We start from the raw sequence: 14,860 nt of genomic DNA, 5'->3' as shown, positions 1-14,860 counted from the left end.
CTCACGCGAAAAAACCGGGCGCGTGTTTCCCCTGTGTCAGGCCGCGCCGCCCTCGCCTTCCCCGCCCTGCAGCTTCTTGCGCCGCTTCCACAGCGTGGTGCGCGAGACGCCCAGGCGCGCCGCGGCCTCGGCCAGGCGCCCGCCCGACTGCTCCAGCGCGCGCTCGATCTGCGCCAGCTCGGCGCGCTCGCGCGCGTCGGCCAGCGTGGCCGCGGGCCCCGGCTCGTCGAGCGCGCGCTCGGGGAACAGATCGGCCGCCCCCAGGGCCGGTCCCTCGCTCAAGGCCATGGCGCGCTCGATGCGGTTGCGCAGCTCGCGCACGTTCCCGGGCCAGGCGTGCGCGCGCAGCGCGGCCTCGGCCTCGGTCGCCAGCGCGGGCGGCGCCAGGCCCTGGCGCTCGGCGGCCTGGCGCAGGAAGCCGCGCGCCAGCGGCAGCACCTCGTCCGGGCGCTCGCGCAGCGGCGGCACGCGCAGCTCGACCACCGCGAGGCGGTAGTACAGGTCTTCGCGAAAGCTTCGGTCGGCGATGCGCGCGCGCAGGTCGGCGTTGGTGGCGGCCACCACCCGCCCGCGAAAGCGCTGGTCCTGGCGCGCGCCGAGGCGGCGGAAGTGGCCGTCCTGCAGCACGCGCAGCAGCGCGGTCTGCAGGCGCGGGTCGAGTTCGCCGATCTCGTCCAGGAACAGGGTGCCGCCGCCGGCCTCCTCGAACCAGCCGGCGTGCGCGCCGCTGGCGCCGGTGAAGGCGCCGCGCTCGTGGCCGAAGAACTGGCTCTCCATCAGCTCGCGCGGCACCGCGCCGCAGTTCACCGCCACGAAGGGCTCGCCCGCGCGCGCCGAGCGCTCGTGCAGCTGGCGCGCCGCCACCTCCTTGCCGACGCCGGTCTCGCCCAGCAGCAGCACCGGCACGTCGCGCGCGGCCAGCCGCTCCAGGTCGCCCGCCAGGCGCTCGGTGGCGGGCGACAGGCCGAAACCCAGCGCCGGCCCGTCGCCGCCGGCCGCAGGCACCAGGGCGCGGATGCGCTCGACCAGCGCGTCGACGTCGAAGGGCTTGGTGAGGTAGTCGTCGGCGCCCGCGCGCACCAGGCGCACGGCCTGGCCGACGTCGGCGAAGGCGGTGGCGAAGACGATGGGCGTGCGCCCCAGGTAGGGCAGCGCGCGGCGGTACAGCGCCTCGCCCGAGCCGTCGGGCAGGCGGATGTCGCTGAGCACGAAATCGGGCCGCGCGCGGCGCAGCGCGGCCAGGGCCTGCGCGCCGTCGCTGGCGTGGACCACCTCGAAGCCCTCCAGCCGCAGGCGCTGCACCAGCGCGCCGCCGAGCACGGCGTCGTCCTCGATCAGCAGCACATGGATGGCGGGGGGGGCGTGGGTCATGGCGCGGGCGGTGGGTCGGGGGGGCCGCCGCCGTCGAACGGCAGCTCGAGCGTGATGCGCGTGCCCCGGCCCGAGTGTGCCTGCACCGCCACGCGCCCGCGCAGGCGCTGCACCAGGCGCACCACCACGGCCACGCCCAGGCCGGCGCCCGGCGCGGGGGCCTCGCCCCGCTCCAGGCTGGCGGCCAGCGGCCCCGGCAGGCCCGCGCCCTCGTCGGCCACCTCCAGCCACAGGTGGTTCTCGCGCGGCTCGCAGCGCAGCGTCACGCGCGCGCCCTCCACCGAGGCCTGGATGGCGTTGAGCAGCAGGTTCAGCAGCACCTGGCGCACCTCGCCACCGGCCAGCGGCACGGCCTCGCTCAGGCGGGATTCGAGCACCAGCGCCACGCCCACGCGGCGCGCCTGCGGCGCCAGCAGGCGCTGCACGTCCTGCAGGTCGCGCGGACCGAAGGCGGGCTCCTCCGCGCTGGGGCGGTGCGTGGCCAGGGTGGCGTCGACCACGCCGCCGATCGCGCGCAGGCCGCGTTCCATGAAGTCCAGCGCTTCGGCGCGCGCCTCGGGGCGCTCGCCGAAGCGGCGCAGCGTGTCGACGGCGGTGAGCACGCCGGCCAGCGGGTTGCGCACCTCGTGCGCCAGCGTGGCCGACAGGCGGCCCAGCACGGCCTCGCGCTCCTGCTCGGCCAGGCGCGCGATCAGGGCCTCGCGCTCGCGCGCGGCGCCGGCCATGCGGTTGTAGGCGCGCAGCAGCCGCGCGTTCTCGCCGTCGTGGGGCGGGATGAGTGCCTCGGCCACCGGCTCGGGCCCGGCCTCGCCGGTGCGCTGCAGGTGGCGCGTGAGCAGGTCCAGCGGGCGCTGCAGCCGGCGCATCACCAGCACCCCCAGCAGCGCGCAGACCCCGCCCAGGCCCAGGTTGAACACCACCACGCGCCACCACAGGCGCTGGCGCTCGGCCACGTAGTCGGCCAAGTCCAGGTTGGCCACGACGGTGAGCGCGCCGGCGCGTTCGCCGGCCAACAGGCGGTCGTCGCTGAGCGGGCGCCACACCCAGTAACTGCCGTCGTTCGTATCGATCTTGTCGCCGCGCGCGCGCTCGGCGATGGCCCCGGGCAGCGGCGCCTCGGGCAGGCCCACGCGGTCGGCGCGCGCCAGGGTGCGGCCGCCCGTGTCGAGCAGAAACAGGTGCCGGTCCACCAGGCCCTGGTGCATGCGCAAGGCTTCGTCGAGCGCGCGCTGGATGCCGGGTGCGTCGTTGGCGATCGCCGGCGGCAGCAGCGCGGCGGCCAGGCCATCGAGGTAGATCTGTCCGGTGCGCTCGATCTGGCGCTCCACCTGGCGCAGCAGGCCCTGCATGGCGATCTGCGTGGTGCCCAGCGCCGTCACCAGGATGACGGCGACGACCGCGAGGGACAGGCGCGCGGTCATGGGCAGGCGGTGGATCCAGCGGGTCATGGGCGATCGGGGCATGGGGCCCCCGATCGTAGGCCCGCGCTCAGCGCAGCACGCGCGGCGGCCGCAGGCCGGGCAGGTCGAGGCGGCTGGCCACGTCCACGCGCAGGTCCAGCACGCCCTGGTCGAACCAGCCCTCGGCGGCCACCGTGAGCACGGTGGCGTCGTCGCAGCAGGCGCGCAGCACGGCGCGCGGCCGGCCCTCCTCCAGCCGCGCCGACCAGGCCAGGCCGCTGGCGCGGGCGGCGGATTCGAAGCGCTCGATCACGTCGGCCGCCGCCTGGCGGGCCTGGGCGATGCGGTGCTCGCGCAGACGCTGCGCGTGCCAGCCCGCGCCGATCGGCACCGGCCCCACGTTCTGCAGGCGCGGCAGATCGATCACCGCCACGCCGCACAGCTCGGCGCCATGGCGCCGCGCCAGCGCCACCGCCTGCGCGATGGCGGCGTCGATGTGCGGCCCGGCGGCCAGCGCCAGCACCACGCGCCGGACCGGTGCCGCGTCCGCGGGGGCGTGCTCGTCCAGGCCGCCGCGCGGCAGCACGCCGCGCAGCGCGTCCTCGCGCGTGCCGCGCCACAGCGGTACGCCGCTCACGTAGCCCGCGCGGCCGATGAGGTGGCCCGCCACCGGCGTGGTGAGCAGCAGGAACAGCACCGCCAGCGCGGCCTTGACCCAGGTTGCCGTGTCGCCCTGCAGCGCCGCCACGCCCAGCAGCACCAGGCCGCTGCCGGCCACGCCAGCCTTGGTGGCCGCGTGCATGCGCATGAAGAAGTCGGGCAGGCGCAGCACGCCCAGCGCCGCGAGCAGGCACAACAGCGCGCCGCCCAGCAGCAGCGCCGATCCGATCCACCCGCTCATGGCCGTTCCTCCCCGGTGGGCCGCGCGGCGCGCGCGATGAAACCGGCGAAGGCCACGGTGGCCAGGAAGCCCACCAGCGCCACGCCCAGGGCGATGTCCACGAAGGCCGGCGCGTCCGCCACCAGCGCGGCCAGCCCGGCGGCGGCCACGCCGATCAGGCCCAGCATGTCCAGCGCGATCACGCGGTCGGCGGCGGCCGGTCCGCGCACGATGCGCACGCCCGCGGCCAGCACCGCTCCCGCCAGCAGCAGCGCGCTGAGCGTCAGCACGCCATCGAACAGGGTGGGGTTCATTCCAGGCACTCCTTCACGCGGCGCTCGAAGCCGCTCTGGATTTGCGCGACGGTCTCGTCGCTCAGGTTCATGGCGTGCACGTAGAGCACGCCCCTGTCCTCGGACAGGTGCAGGCTGGTGGTGCCCGGCGTGAGCGTCACCAGGTTGGCCAGCAGCGCGATGGCGGTGTCGCCCTGCAGGCTCAGCGGCACGGCAACGATACCGCTGCGCTGCACGCGCGAAGGCCGCAGCACGGCGCGCAGCACGTCGTGCACCGACAGCGTGAGTTCGCGCGCGAACAGGCCGGCCAGCACCAGCCAGGCGCGCGCGCGGCGCAGCAGAGGTTTCATGGGGCGGCTCCTTCGGGCAAGGGGGGCAAGAGGGGCGGGAGGGCCGGGGCGGGCGCGGCGGCGCCCAGCACGGCCTGCACATAGGCCTCGCGGCCCAGCATCTGTTCGGCCGCGCGCAGGGAGAAGTCGACGAAGGGCTCGGTCCACAGGCCGATCGTCAGCGTGAGGGCGGCCAGCGCGGCGATGGGCAGCAGCAACACCGCGCGCGCCGCACCGCGCGCGCGCCACTCGCCCGCGGCGCGCATCGACAGCTCGCTCGGCGCCTTCCAGAAGGCCTCGTTCCAGATCTTGAGCATGGAGTACAGCGTGAGCGCGCCCACCACCAGCGCCACCACGGCCAGCGCCACGTGGCCGGCTTCCAGGCTGGCGCGGATGACCAGGAACTTGGCCCAGAAGCCGGACAGCGGCGGCAGCCCCGCGAGCGACAGCGCGGGCACCACGAACAGCAGGGCCAGCAGCGGCGCGCTGCGGTGCAGGCCGCCGATGCGCTTGAGTTCGTACGAGCCGCCGGCCAGGCGGATCGCGCCCGCGATCAGGAACAGGTTGGCCTTCACCACGATGTGGTGCAGCACATAGAGCACCGCGCCCGCGATCGCCAGCGGCGTGGCCACGGCCAGGCCCACCAGCATGTAGCCGATCTGGCTGATGATGTGGAAGGACAGGATGCGCCGCACGTCGTAGTGCGCCGCCGCGCCCAGCACGCCCGTGACCATGGTCAGCGCGGCCAGCGCGCCCACGATGGGACCGATGAAGTCCAGCGTGCCGCCGAACACCAGCGTGAAGCAGCGCAGGATGGCGTACACGCCCACCTTGGTGAGCAGGGCCGCGAAGATCGCCACCACCGGCGCGCTGGCCGTGTGGTACGCGGCCGGCAGCCAGAAGAACAGCGGGAACACCGCCGCCTTGGCGCCGAAGGCCAGCAGGAACAGCAGCGCCAGCGTGGCCACCAGGCCCTGGTTCGGCACCTCGGGCAGGGCCAGCGACAGGTCCGCCATGTTGAGCGTGCCGGTGAGGCCATAGAGCAGGCCCACGCCCAGCAGGAACAGCGTGGTGACCAGCAGGTTGAGCACCACGTACTTCACGCCCGCGTCGAGCTGCGCGCGCGTGCCGCCCTGCACCAGCAGCCCGAAGGACGCGATCAGCATGATCTCGAACCACACGTAGAGGTTGAAGATGTCGCCCGTGAGGAAGGCGCCGGTGACGCCCAGCAGCAGGCCGTGGTACAGCGGGTGGAACCAGGCCCTTTCGCGTTCCCTGGCGCCGCTGGCCAGCGCGTAGACCGACACCGCCACGGCCATGAGGCCGGTGATGACCACCATGGCGGCGGCGAAGCGGTCGGCCACGAAGCTGATGCCGAAGGGCGCGGCCCAGCTGCCGAACTGGGTGGCGAGCACGGTGCCGTCGAGCACGGCGCGCAGCAGCAGTCCGCTGGCGATCAGCAGGCCGGCGCTGCCCAGCAGGCTGATGGCGCGTTGCAACGCGGGCCTGGACTGCAGCAGGGCGCACAGGGCCAGCGTGGCCAGGGGCACGGCCACGGGCAGGGTGAGCAGCAGGTGCGGCGTCACTGGACGAGCCCCTGTGGTGCGGCGGCGCGCGCGGGCGTGTCCTCGGCGCGCGGCTCGGCCTCGCGCATGGCGTCGGGGTCCAGGGTGCCGAGGGCGCGGTGGGCGCGCTCGAACAGCACCACGGTGAAGGCGACGAGCGAGAAGGAGATGACGATGGCGGTGAGGATCAGCGCCTGCGGCAGCGGGTTGGCGCTGGTGGCCATGCCCAGGGCGCCCTCGGGCACGAGCGGCGGCGTGTTGGACGACAGCCGGCCAGCGACGAAGATGGCCAGGTTCACCGCGTTGCCGAGCAGCAGCAGGCCCAACACCATGCGCAGCAGCTGGCGCGACATGAGCAGGTACAGCGCGGCGGCGAGCAAGGCGCCGAAGCTCAGGGCGTAGAGGGTTTCCATCAGTGATCGGCCTCCTCGCCGAGGTAGTAACCCACAAACGCGCACACCGCGCCCAGCACCGCGAGGTACACGCCGATGTCGAACACCAGCGCCGTGCTCAGCGCGAAGCCCTTGTCCCAGAACTGCCACTGGTGCGTGAGGAAGGGCGTCTGCAAAAACAGCGCGGGCAGGCCCGAGGCCAGGGCCAGCAACAGGCCGGTGCCCGCGATCGAGGCCGGTGGCCAGCGCAGGGCCTTCAGCAGGGCCGCGCGCCCGCGCGGCAGCGCGTGCACCGTGAAGCCGGCCGCCGCCACCAGGCCACCGACGAAGCCGCCGCCGGGCGCGTTGTGGCCGCGCCAGAGGAGGTACAGCGAGAACAGCAGGGCCAGGGGCAAGAGCATGCGCCCGGCCACGTTCAGGATGGGGGAGTTCATGCCGCGCCCTCCTCTGGCTCATCGGCGGCGCCGCGCGAGCGCCGCGTGCCCGCCAGCACCGCGGCCGCCGCCAGCGCGGCCAGCGCCAGCACCGTGATCTCGCCCAGCGTGTCCAGGGCGCGGAAGTCCACGATGATCACGTTCACCAGGTTGCGGCCGTGGGCCTCGGGCACGCTCGCGGCGCGGAAGAAGTCGGACAGGCGCTCATCGAAGGGCGTGGCCAGCACCGACAGCAGCAGCAGCGAGGCCACCGCGCCGAAGCCGATGGCGATGACCGCGTCCACCCGGCGCTGCGGCGCGGTGCGCGCGTCCTCGCGCGCGAAGGGCAAACGCCCCACGATGGCCAGCAGCACCACGATGGCCACGGCCTCCACCGAGAACTGGGTGAACGCCAGGTCCGGCGCGCCATGGAACAGGAACACCAGCGCCAGGCCGAAGCCCACCATGCCCGCCGCCACCATGCCGCGCAGGAAGCCGCGCGCGCGCACCACGGCCCAGGCCGCCAGCAGCAGCAGCGCCGGCAGCAGCGCGTACAGCGACGCCGCGCCGTCCAGGCCGGGCCAGGCCAGCGCGCCGCGCGCGAACGCCGTCAGGCCCACCGCCCCGCCCACCACCGCCAGCGTGGCGCCCAGGTAGCGGCGCAGGCTGCCCGACTGGATGGCTTGCGTCTGCCACAGGGCCAGGCGCGGCAGCGCGGCCATGGCGCGGTCGTAGGCCGCGTCGGGGCCGTGGGTGGCGATGGCCTCGCGCGCCGCCAGGGTGCGGTGCAGGCGGTTCCAGCCGCGGTAGATCGCCAGGCCCAAGGCCAGGGTGAAGGCGCTCAGCGCCAGCATGGGCGTGAGGCCGTGCCACAGCGACAGCGTGGCCGCGGTGGCGCGGCCGGCCACGGCGCTCGCGGCGGCCTGCACCAGATCGCCGGCCAGCCCGGGCGCCAGGCCCAGCAGCAGGCCCAGCGCGGCCAGCAGCGCGGGGCCGATCCACATGGCCAGCGGCGGGTCGTGCGGCGTGTGGGGCGTGGGACGCAGCGGTCCCCAGAAAGCGCGCACCGTGACCACGCCGGCCACCGCCACCATCACCGCGTTGGCCACGATGGCCACCGCCACCGGCAGCCAGGACGCGCTGCCGCTGAGCTGGGCCTCGTACACCAGCTCCTTGGCCACGAAGCCCACGAAGGGCGGCAGCCCGGCCATGGACAGGCCGGCCAGCAGCGCGGTGGCCGCCGTCAGCGGCATGCGCCGCGCCAGGCCGCCCAGGCGCGTGCTGTCGCGCGTGCCGGCCTCGTGGTCCACGATGCCCGCCACCATGAATAGGCAGGCCTTGTAGAGCGCGTGCACGATGAGGAAGGCCACCATGGCCGTGGCCGCCAGCGGGTGCGGCAGCGCGATCAGCGTGACCAGGGTGCCCAGCGACACCACCGTCGAATACGCCAGCACGCGCTTGAGGTCGGTCTCGCGCAGCGACAGCAGCGCGCCGGTGAGCATGGTGGCCAGGCCGGCCGTGAGCAGCAGGCCGGTCCACAGCGGATGCTCGCCATACACGGGGTTCAGGCGCGCCAGCAGGTACACCCCCAGCTTGACCATGGTGGCCGAGTGCAGGAAGGCCGACACCGGCGTGGGCGCCACCATGGCGTTGGGCAGCCAGGCGTGCAGCGGCACCTGGGCCGACTTGGCGAAGGCGCCCAGCGCCACCAGCGCGATCACCCAGGCCGTGTTCGCGTGCGAAGCGAGCCCGTCCATGGCCAGGATCTCCGAGATCCGGAACGTGCCCGCGGCCTGCCCCAGCAGGAGGGCGCCGGCCAGCAGCGCCAGTCCGCCGCTCACGGTGATGAGCAGGCCCTGCTGGGCCGCGCGCCGCGAGGCCACCTGCTCGGGCGTGAAGCCGATCAGCAGGAAGGACGCCAGGCTGGTGAGCTCCCAGAACACCAGCAGCGCGATCAGGTCGTCGGCCAGCACCGCGCCCAGCATCGCGCCCATGAACAGCGTGAGCCGCGCGAAGAAGCGCGCGATGTCCGCGTGCCCCGCGAGGTAGCGGGCGGCGTACAGGAAGATGAAGCTGCCGATGCCCGTGATCAGCAGCGCGAACAGCAGCGACAGGCCGTCGGCCCGCAGCGCCAGGGCGACGCCCAGGCTGGGGATCCACGGCGTGACCTCTACGTGCGCGCCGTTGGCCAGCACCTCGGGCAGCAGGCCGGCGAAGCCGGCGCACAGCGCGGCCGGCAGCAGCCAGGCCAGCGCGGCCAGGGGCGCGCGCCAGCGCAGCAGCGCCCACAGCAGGGGCGCGGACAACAGGGCGGTGAGGACGAGCAGGGTGAGCGGCATGGGCAGGCGGGGTGAAGTCCCTGCCTGCACTGGCGCAAGCGCCGTGCCGCCTCATCGCGCGCCGCGCGGGCCTTGTGAATCAAGCACTTGCGTGGGTGGGCCGCCCGCGCGTGTTCAGCCGAGTGAACGTCGGCGCCGCGCCGCGTCGCGCGAAATGAACGCCGTCAGACGTCCAGCACCAGCCGCGCCGAGCGCGCCCGCGAGCAGCACGGCGTCATGTGCGTGTTGGCGGCTTTTTCCTCGTCGGTCTGGTACTCGTCGCGGTGCTCGGGCGTGCCCTCCAGCACCGGCACCAGGCAGGTGCCGCAAATGCCCTGCTCGCAGGACAGCGGAATGTCCACGCCCGCCTCGATCAGCGCCTGCGCCACGCTCCTGCCTTCGGGCACCTGCACCGACACGCCGCTGCGCGCCGCCACCACGGTGAAAGCGGTGCCGGTCTGCGAGACCCCGGCCTTGAAGTGCTCCACGTGCACCCGCTCCGCGGGCCAGCCGCGCGCGGCCGCGCCCTGGGTGACGAATTCGATGAAGCCCTCGGGGCCGCATACATACAGATGCCCGCGGGTGTCGGCCAGGGCCTCGTCGAGCGCGAAGCGCTGCGCGGGCGGGCCATCGTCGTGGTGCGATCGCACCGACGGCGCGAAGGCGCTGGCCGCGAGTTCGTGCGCGAAGGCGGCGCGGTCCGCGCTGCGCGCGCAGTGGTGCAGCACGAAGGGTGTGCCGCGCGCGTGCAGCGCGTGCGCCATGGACAGCAGCGGCGTGATGCCGATGCCGCCGGCCACCAGCACGGCGGGGCGGTCGTCCGCGGCCAGGGGAAAGTTGCAACGGGGGCGGCCAATGCGGATGACCTGCCCTTCGGCGAAGTGCCGGTGCACGCTCTCGGAGCCTCCCCGCGAAGCCGGGTCCCGCAGCACGCCCAGGCGGTAGCGGTGGCGCTCGCGCGGGTCGTTGCACAGCGAGTACTGGCGCATCAGGCCAGGCGCCACCACCACGTCCACGTGCGCACCGGCCTCGAAGGGCGGCAGCTCGCCGCCGTCGAGCGCCACCAGCTCCAGCGCCACGGTGTCGGTGGCGGTGTCTTCGCGGCGCGCAATGCGAACGTCCAGGGGGGCGCCGGGGCGCGCGTCGGCGTCGATGGCGGCGTCGCTCACCGGGGCATTCACCGGCGAGCTCATTCCGGCTTGGCGTCTTCGCTCAGCAGGCGCTCCAGCACGCGGCGGTAGCGCGTCGGGCCGGCGTCGATCGCCAGCAGCACCGGCGACAAGGGCTCGCGCGACTGGTCCATCAGCCGCTGCTGCGCCTCGATCACGGGCACGTCCTGCTCGGCAAAGGCGAAGGTGCGCATCTCGAAGATTTTGTCGCGGATGGCGCTGTTCTTCTCGTCGCCTTCGGTCAGCACGTTCCAGCGCGCGGCCGAGTAGTGGTAGTGCGTGGTGCGCTCGGTCTCGGGCGTGAGCAGGTGCAGCGCGAAGTAGCCCGTGCCCTTTTCCTTGGGCTCGCCCGGCTTGCTCACGCCGAACTCCAGGATCATGTAGCAGGGCGCGTACCAGCTGATGGTGCTCCACTGGTCGCCGCGCTCGAAGCCGGGCGGGCTCATCATCTTCAGGATGCCCGGGGTGTCGGCGTTCTTGGAGGGCCGGCTCACGGCCACCACGTCGCCCTTCTGTTCCACCTTGATGTCGGCCTCCACCGTGTCGGCGTTGCCCAGGATGCCCGCGTGCACGTAGGAGGTGTGGCTCAGGTCCAGCAGGTTGTCCACCACCAGTTCGTAGCCGGCGTCCACCGTCAGGTAGCCCGGCTTGGTGATGTGCATCGCGGGCCGGTCGTCCAGACAGCTGTAGTCGGGGATCTTCGCCGGATCGGGCGCCTTGTCGCCCATCCAGATCCACAGCAGGGTGTGGCGCTCGATCACGGTGTAGGACTTCAGGTGGGCCGCGGCCGGGATGGTGCAGTTGCCGTGCGGGTTCTTCACGCATTGGCCGTCGGCGCCGAACTCCAGGCCGTGGTAGATGCACTGCACGCGGTCGCCGGACATGAGCTTGCCCATGGACAGCGGCGCGAAGCGGTGCGAGCAACGATCGGTCATGGCGGCGATGCCGCCGTCCTCCTTGCGAAAGAACACGATGGGCTCGTTGAGGAGGGTGCGCGAGACCAGCTTTCCCGGCTCCAGATCGGCGGACCACATGGCCACGTACCAGGTGTTGCGGATGAAGCGGCTGGTGGCAGGTGCCGCGGCGGCGCGAACCAGCGGCTTCTCGGTGAGGGTGGGGGCGGCTTGGGTCATGGCGTGGTGTCCTTGTCTCTTCTCGTCAGCGGTGCGGTCGGTGGTTCCCTGAAGGGAATTCCGGGGCTGCGAAAGGCTAGCCGAGCGACGAAGGTGCCGCAAACGAGAGTTCTTCATGGGGCCATGAGTCGGAGTTCGGGCGGCCGTGCGGGGCTCATGCCCGCATGAAAAACTCTCGTTGGCGCCCCATCGCCCCCATGGCTAGCATCCGCGCCCATTCGAGAACGAGACGCCGTCCCCACGCCGCCAGCGCCGATGCCCCCGATCATTCTGCAAACCCACCACCTCACCAAAGCGTTCAAGGGCTTCGCCGCCGTGAGCGACGTGAACCTCAGCGTGCGCGAGGGCAGCATCCACGCGCTCATCGGCCCCAATGGCGCGGGCAAGACGACCTGCTTCAACCTGCTCACCAAGTTCCTGGAGCCCAGCAGCGGCAGCATCTTTTTCCAGGGCCGTGACATCACCCGCGAGAAGCCCGCCGACATCGCTCGCCGTGGCGTCATCCGCTCGTTCCAGATCTCCGCCGTGTTCCCCCACCTCACGGTGCTGGAGAACGTGCGCCTGGGCCTGCAGCGCGCGCTGGGCAGCACCTACCACTTCTGGAAGCCCGAGCGCTCGCTGCACCACCTGCACGGCCGCGCCATGGAGCTGCTCGCCGAGGTGGGCCTCGAATCCTTCGCGCACGAGACCTGCGTGAACCTGTCCTACGGCCGCAAGCGGGCGCTGGAGATCGCCACCACACTGGCCATGGACCCCAAGCTCATGCTCCTGGACGAGCCCACGCAGGGCATGGGCCACGAAGACGTGCACCGCGTCACCGAACTCATCCGCCGCGTGGCGGTGGGGCGCACCGTGCTCATGGTGGAGCACAACATGGCCGTGGTCTCCACCATCGCCGACACCATCACCGTGCTTCAGCGCGGCGCCGTGCTGGCCGAGGGCCGCTACGCCGAGGTATCCACCGACCCGCGCGTGCTGGAGGCCTACATGGGCGCCGAGGCGACGGCGCTCGAGGGAGCGCACTGATGGCTGCCGCGCTGCGCATCCGGGACCTGCACGCCTGGTACGGCGAATCGCACGTGCTGCACGGTGTGGAGATGGAAGTCCGCGAGGGCGAGGTCGTCACGCTGTTGGGGCGCAATGGCGCGGGCCGCACCTCGACGCTGCGCGCCATCATGGGCTTGACGGGTGCGCGCCAGGGCAGCATCCAGGTTTTCGGCCAGGAAACCATCGCCCTGCCCACTTTCCGCATCGCGCCGCTGGGCATCGGCTACTGCCCCGAGGAGCGCGGCATCTTTGCCAGCCTGTCGGTGGAGGAAAACCTGCTGCTGCCGCCCCGGCTCAAAGGGGGGCGGATCGGTGCGGGGGCCGCCATGAGCGAGGACGAGATCTACGCCATGTTCCCCAACCTCGCGGAGCGCCGCCAGAGCCCGGGCACGCGCCTGTCCGGCGGCGAGCAGCAGATGCTGGCCGTGGGCCGCATCCTGCGCACGGGCGCGCGGCTGCTGCTGCTCGACGAGATATCGGAAGGCCTGGCGCCGGTGATCGTGCAGGCGCTCGCCCAGATGATCCGCACCCTGAGGGCCAAGGGATACACCGTGCTCATGGTGGAGCAGAACTTTCGGTTCGCCGCGCCCCTGGCCGACCGCTTCTACGTGATGGAGCACGGCCGCGTGGTGGAGGCCTTCAGCGCCACCGACCTCCAGGCCAAGATGCCGCTGCTCAACGAGCTGCTCGGCGTGTGAACCCCATGCCACTACTCGACATCCCCCTGCCCGTCCTGCTCAGCCAGTTGCTGCTGGGCCTGGTCAACGGCTCCTTCTACGCCATCCTCAGCCTGGGCCTGGCGGTCATCTTCGGTCTGCTGCACGTCATCAACTTCGCGCACGGCGCGCTGTTCATGCTGGGCGCGGTGCTCACCTGGATCGGCCTCAACCACTTCGGCATCAACTACTGGGCCATGCTGCTGCTGGCGCCGCTGCTGGTGGGGGCCTTCGGCATCGCCATCGAGCGCACCTTGCTGCGCTGGATCTACCGGCTCGACCACCTGTACGGCATGTTGCTCACGCTGGGCATCACCCTGGTACTGGAGGGCGTGCTGCGTGCCATCTTCGGTGCCTCGGGCCTGCCCTACAACGCGCCCGAAGCCCTGCAAGGCGCCACGCAGCTGGGTTTCATGTTTTTGCCCAACTACCGCATCTGGGTGGTGGTGGCTTCGCTCACGGTGTGCTTCGCCACCTGGTACCTCATCGAGCGCACGCGCCTGGGCGCCTACCTGCGCGCCGGCACCGAGAACCCCAAGCTCGTCGAGGCCTTCGGCATCAACGTGCCCCTGATGGTGATGCTCACCTACGCGTTCGGCGTGGGCCTGGCGGCCTTCGCGGGCGTGCTCGCGGCGCCAGTGATGCAGGTCTCGCCTCTCATGGGGCAGAACCTGATCATCGTGGTTTTCGCGGTGGTGGTGATCGGCGGCATGGGGTCGATCATGGGTGCCATCCTCACCGGGCTCGGCCTGGGCGTGCTCGAGGGCCTCACCAAGGTCGTGTACCCCGAGGCATCGGCCACCGTGGTCTTCGTGGTGATGGCGATCGTGCTGTTGCTGCGTCCCGCCGGCCTGTTCGGAAAGGAGCGTTGACATGAAGCGCCTGCCCACCATCGGCTATGGCCTGCTGCTCGCGGGCCTGTTGGCGGCCCCATTCCTCGGGGCGTATCCCATCTTCCTCATGAAGCTGCTGTGCTTCGCGCTGTTCGCCTCGGCCTTTAACCTGCTGCTGGGCTACGCGGGCCTGCTGTCCTTCGGCCACGCAGCGTTCTTCGGCGGCTCGGCCTACGTGGCTGGCCTCGCCATGAAGGCCTGGGGCCTGCCGCCCGAGCTGGGTCTGCTCGCGGGCACCGCGGCCGGCGCGCTGCTGGGCTGGGTGTTCGGCGTGCTGGCCATCCGCCGCCAGGGCATCTACTTCTCGATGATCACGCTCGCGCTCGCGCAGCTGGTGTACTTCGTGGCGGTGCAGATCCCGGCCACGGGCGGCGAGGACGGCCTGCAGGGCGTGCCGCGCGGCGTGCTGTTCGGCTTCATCGACTTGCGAGACGATCTGAACATGTACTACCTGACGGTGGCCATCGCGACCGGCGCCTTCCTGCTCATCGCGCGCGCCATCGCCTCGCCTTTCGGCCAGGTGCTCAAGGGCGTGCGCGAGAACGAGCCGCGCGCCACGTCGCTGGGCTACGACGCCGACCGCGTGAAGCTCATGGCCTTCGTGCTGTCGGCGGCGCTCGCGGGCCTGGCCGGTTCGCTCAAGACCCTGGTGCTCGGCTTCGCGTCGCTGACCGACGTGCACTGGCTGGCCTCGGGCCAGGTCATCCTCATGACGATGATCGGTGGGGTGGGCACGCTCACCGGCCCGCTCGTGGGCGCCAGCGCCATCCTGCTGCTCGAGGGCAAGCTCGGTCAGCTGGGCCAGGCGCTCACCCACCTGAGCGGCTGGAGCGGCTTTACCGCGCTGGGCGAGTCGGTCACCACCGCCATGGGCGTGCTGTTCATCTTCTCGGTGCTGTTGTTCCGAAAGGGCATCATGGGCTGGAAGTCATGAGCGCCCA

At 72.4% G+C, this 14,860-nt stretch carries 15 protein-coding genes; 4 read left to right on the top strand and 11 right to left on the bottom strand.

What is annotated here, in order from left to right:
• Positions 1-36 precede the first annotated feature (36 nt).
• The 11 genes from JNX00_RS00555 to JNX00_RS00505 all read right to left on the bottom strand — a co-directional run bounded on the left by JNX00_RS00555 (position 37) and on the right by JNX00_RS00505 (position 11,263).
• Positions 37-1,371, bottom strand: a complete 1,335-nt coding sequence (locus JNX00_RS00555; RefSeq protein ID WP_204743795.1) for a sigma-54 dependent transcriptional regulator — start codon at positions 1,369-1,371, stop codon at positions 37-39.
• Complete coding sequence (locus JNX00_RS00550) at positions 1,368-2,819, bottom strand: ATP-binding protein (RefSeq protein ID WP_204743794.1); 1,452 nt, start codon at positions 2,817-2,819, stop codon at positions 1,368-1,370. Before JNX00_RS00550 ends, JNX00_RS00555 begins: the two co-directional genes overlap by 4 nt.
• Before the next feature lie 40 nt (positions 2,820-2,859).
• Positions 2,860-3,672, bottom strand: coding sequence for a monovalent cation/H(+) antiporter subunit G (gene mnhG, locus JNX00_RS00545; protein WP_204743793.1), 813 nt, complete (start codon positions 3,670-3,672; stop codon positions 2,860-2,862).
• Positions 3,669-3,965, bottom strand: a complete 297-nt coding sequence (locus JNX00_RS00540; RefSeq protein WP_070399617.1) for a monovalent cation/H+ antiporter complex subunit F — start codon at positions 3,963-3,965, stop codon at positions 3,669-3,671. The genes mnhG and JNX00_RS00540 overlap by 4 nt, the downstream gene beginning before the upstream one ends.
• Entirely contained in the window at positions 3,962-4,294 is a 333-nt protein-coding gene (locus tag JNX00_RS00535; RefSeq protein ID WP_070399618.1) for a Na+/H+ antiporter subunit E, read from the bottom strand. Before JNX00_RS00535 ends, JNX00_RS00540 begins: the two co-directional genes overlap by 4 nt.
• Positions 4,291-5,859, bottom strand: coding sequence for a proton-conducting transporter membrane subunit (locus tag JNX00_RS00530; protein ID WP_204743792.1), 1,569 nt, complete (start codon positions 5,857-5,859; stop codon positions 4,291-4,293). Before JNX00_RS00530 ends, JNX00_RS00535 begins: the two co-directional genes overlap by 4 nt.
• Entirely contained in the window at positions 5,856-6,251 is a 396-nt protein-coding gene (locus JNX00_RS00525; protein ID WP_204743791.1) for an NADH-quinone oxidoreductase subunit K, read from the bottom strand. Before JNX00_RS00525 ends, JNX00_RS00530 begins: the two co-directional genes overlap by 4 nt.
• Positions 6,251-6,664 (bottom strand): MnhB domain-containing protein, encoded by a 414-nt coding sequence (locus tag JNX00_RS00520; protein WP_204743790.1) that lies wholly within the window; start codon positions 6,662-6,664, stop codon positions 6,251-6,253. Before JNX00_RS00520 ends, JNX00_RS00525 begins: the two co-directional genes overlap by 1 nt.
• A complete protein-coding gene (gene mbhE, locus JNX00_RS00515; protein ID WP_204743789.1) occupies positions 6,661-8,982 on the bottom strand; it encodes a hydrogen gas-evolving membrane-bound hydrogenase subunit E in 2,322 nt (773 codons plus the stop codon). The genes JNX00_RS00520 and mbhE overlap by 4 nt, the downstream gene beginning before the upstream one ends.
• A gap of 164 nt (positions 8,983-9,146) precedes the next feature.
• Positions 9,147-10,154, bottom strand: a complete 1,008-nt coding sequence (locus JNX00_RS00510) for a PDR/VanB family oxidoreductase (RefSeq protein WP_204743788.1) — start codon at positions 10,152-10,154, stop codon at positions 9,147-9,149.
• The gene (locus JNX00_RS00505) at positions 10,151-11,263 is read right to left on the bottom strand and encodes an aromatic ring-hydroxylating dioxygenase subunit alpha (protein ID WP_204743787.1); all 1,113 of its coding nucleotides are present in this window, start codon (positions 11,261-11,263) and stop codon (positions 10,151-10,153) included. The genes JNX00_RS00510 and JNX00_RS00505 overlap by 4 nt, the downstream gene beginning before the upstream one ends.
• A gap of 255 nt (positions 11,264-11,518) precedes the next feature.
• Here JNX00_RS00505 and JNX00_RS00500 point away from each other — a divergent pair, with 255 nt between their 5' ends.
• From JNX00_RS00500 to JNX00_RS00485, 4 genes are read left to right on the top strand one after another with little or no spacing between them, the layout of a single operon-like run.
• Positions 11,519-12,289, top strand: a complete 771-nt coding sequence (locus tag JNX00_RS00500) for an ABC transporter ATP-binding protein (protein ID WP_070399623.1) — start codon at positions 11,519-11,521, stop codon at positions 12,287-12,289.
• On the top strand, positions 12,289-13,008 hold the full coding sequence (locus JNX00_RS00495) for an ABC transporter ATP-binding protein (RefSeq protein ID WP_204743786.1): 720 nt from the start codon (positions 12,289-12,291) through the stop codon (positions 13,006-13,008). The genes JNX00_RS00500 and JNX00_RS00495 overlap by 1 nt, the downstream gene beginning before the upstream one ends.
• 5 nt (positions 13,009-13,013) lie before the next feature.
• Positions 13,014-13,898 (top strand): branched-chain amino acid ABC transporter permease, encoded by an 885-nt coding sequence (locus JNX00_RS00490; RefSeq protein ID WP_070399847.1) that lies wholly within the window; start codon positions 13,014-13,016, stop codon positions 13,896-13,898.
• Between the two features lies 1 nt (position 13,899).
• Entirely contained in the window at positions 13,900-14,853 is a 954-nt protein-coding gene (locus JNX00_RS00485; RefSeq protein WP_204743785.1) for a branched-chain amino acid ABC transporter permease, read from the top strand.
• Positions 14,854-14,860: the final 7 nt, after the last annotated feature.

The organism is Hydrogenophaga sp. YM1 (assembly GCF_016903055.1).
GTDB lineage: Bacteria > Pseudomonadota > Gammaproteobacteria > Burkholderiales > Burkholderiaceae_C > Hydrogenophaga > Hydrogenophaga borbori.
This window is presented reverse-complemented; position numbering and strand designations above follow the sequence as displayed.

Excerpts from the sequence above, each read along its gene's own strand:
- JNX00_RS00505 (WP_204743787.1), bottom strand. The coding sequence starts at position 11,263 with ATGACCCAAGCCGCCCCCACCCTCACCGAGAAGCCGCTGGTTCGCGCC.
- JNX00_RS00550 (WP_204743794.1), bottom strand. The coding sequence starts at position 2,819 with ATGACCCGCTGGATCCACCGCCTGCCCATGACCGCGCGCCTGTCCCTC.
- JNX00_RS00495 (WP_204743786.1), top strand. The coding sequence starts at position 12,289 with ATGGCTGCCGCGCTGCGCATCCGGGACCTGCACGCCTGGTACGGCGAA.
- JNX00_RS00535 (WP_070399618.1), bottom strand. The coding sequence starts at position 4,294 with ATGAAACCTCTGCTGCGCCGCGCGCGCGCCTGGCTGGTGCTGGCCGGC.
- JNX00_RS00525 (WP_204743791.1), bottom strand. The coding sequence starts at position 6,251 with ATGGAAACCCTCTACGCCCTGAGCTTCGGCGCCTTGCTCGCCGCCGCG.
- JNX00_RS00510 (WP_204743788.1), bottom strand. The coding sequence starts at position 10,154 with ATGAGCTCGCCGGTGAATGCCCCGGTGAGCGACGCCGCCATCGACGCC.
- mbhE (WP_204743789.1), bottom strand. The coding sequence starts at position 8,982 with ATGCCGCTCACCCTGCTCGTCCTCACCGCCCTGTTGTCCGCGCCCCTG.
- JNX00_RS00490 (WP_070399847.1), top strand. The coding sequence starts at position 13,014 with ATGCCACTACTCGACATCCCCCTGCCCGTCCTGCTCAGCCAGTTGCTG.
- JNX00_RS00520 (WP_204743790.1), bottom strand. The coding sequence starts at position 6,664 with ATGAACTCCCCCATCCTGAACGTGGCCGGGCGCATGCTCTTGCCCCTG.
- JNX00_RS00540 (WP_070399617.1), bottom strand. The coding sequence starts at position 3,965 with ATGAACCCCACCCTGTTCGATGGCGTGCTGACGCTCAGCGCGCTGCTG.
- JNX00_RS00485 (WP_204743785.1), top strand. The coding sequence starts at position 13,900 with ATGAAGCGCCTGCCCACCATCGGCTATGGCCTGCTGCTCGCGGGCCTG.
- mnhG (WP_204743793.1), bottom strand. The coding sequence starts at position 3,672 with ATGAGCGGGTGGATCGGATCGGCGCTGCTGCTGGGCGGCGCGCTGTTG.
- JNX00_RS00500 (WP_070399623.1), top strand. The coding sequence starts at position 11,519 with ATGCCCCCGATCATTCTGCAAACCCACCACCTCACCAAAGCGTTCAAG.
- JNX00_RS00555 (WP_204743795.1), bottom strand. The coding sequence starts at position 1,371 with ATGACCCACGCCCCCCCCGCCATCCATGTGCTGCTGATCGAGGACGAC.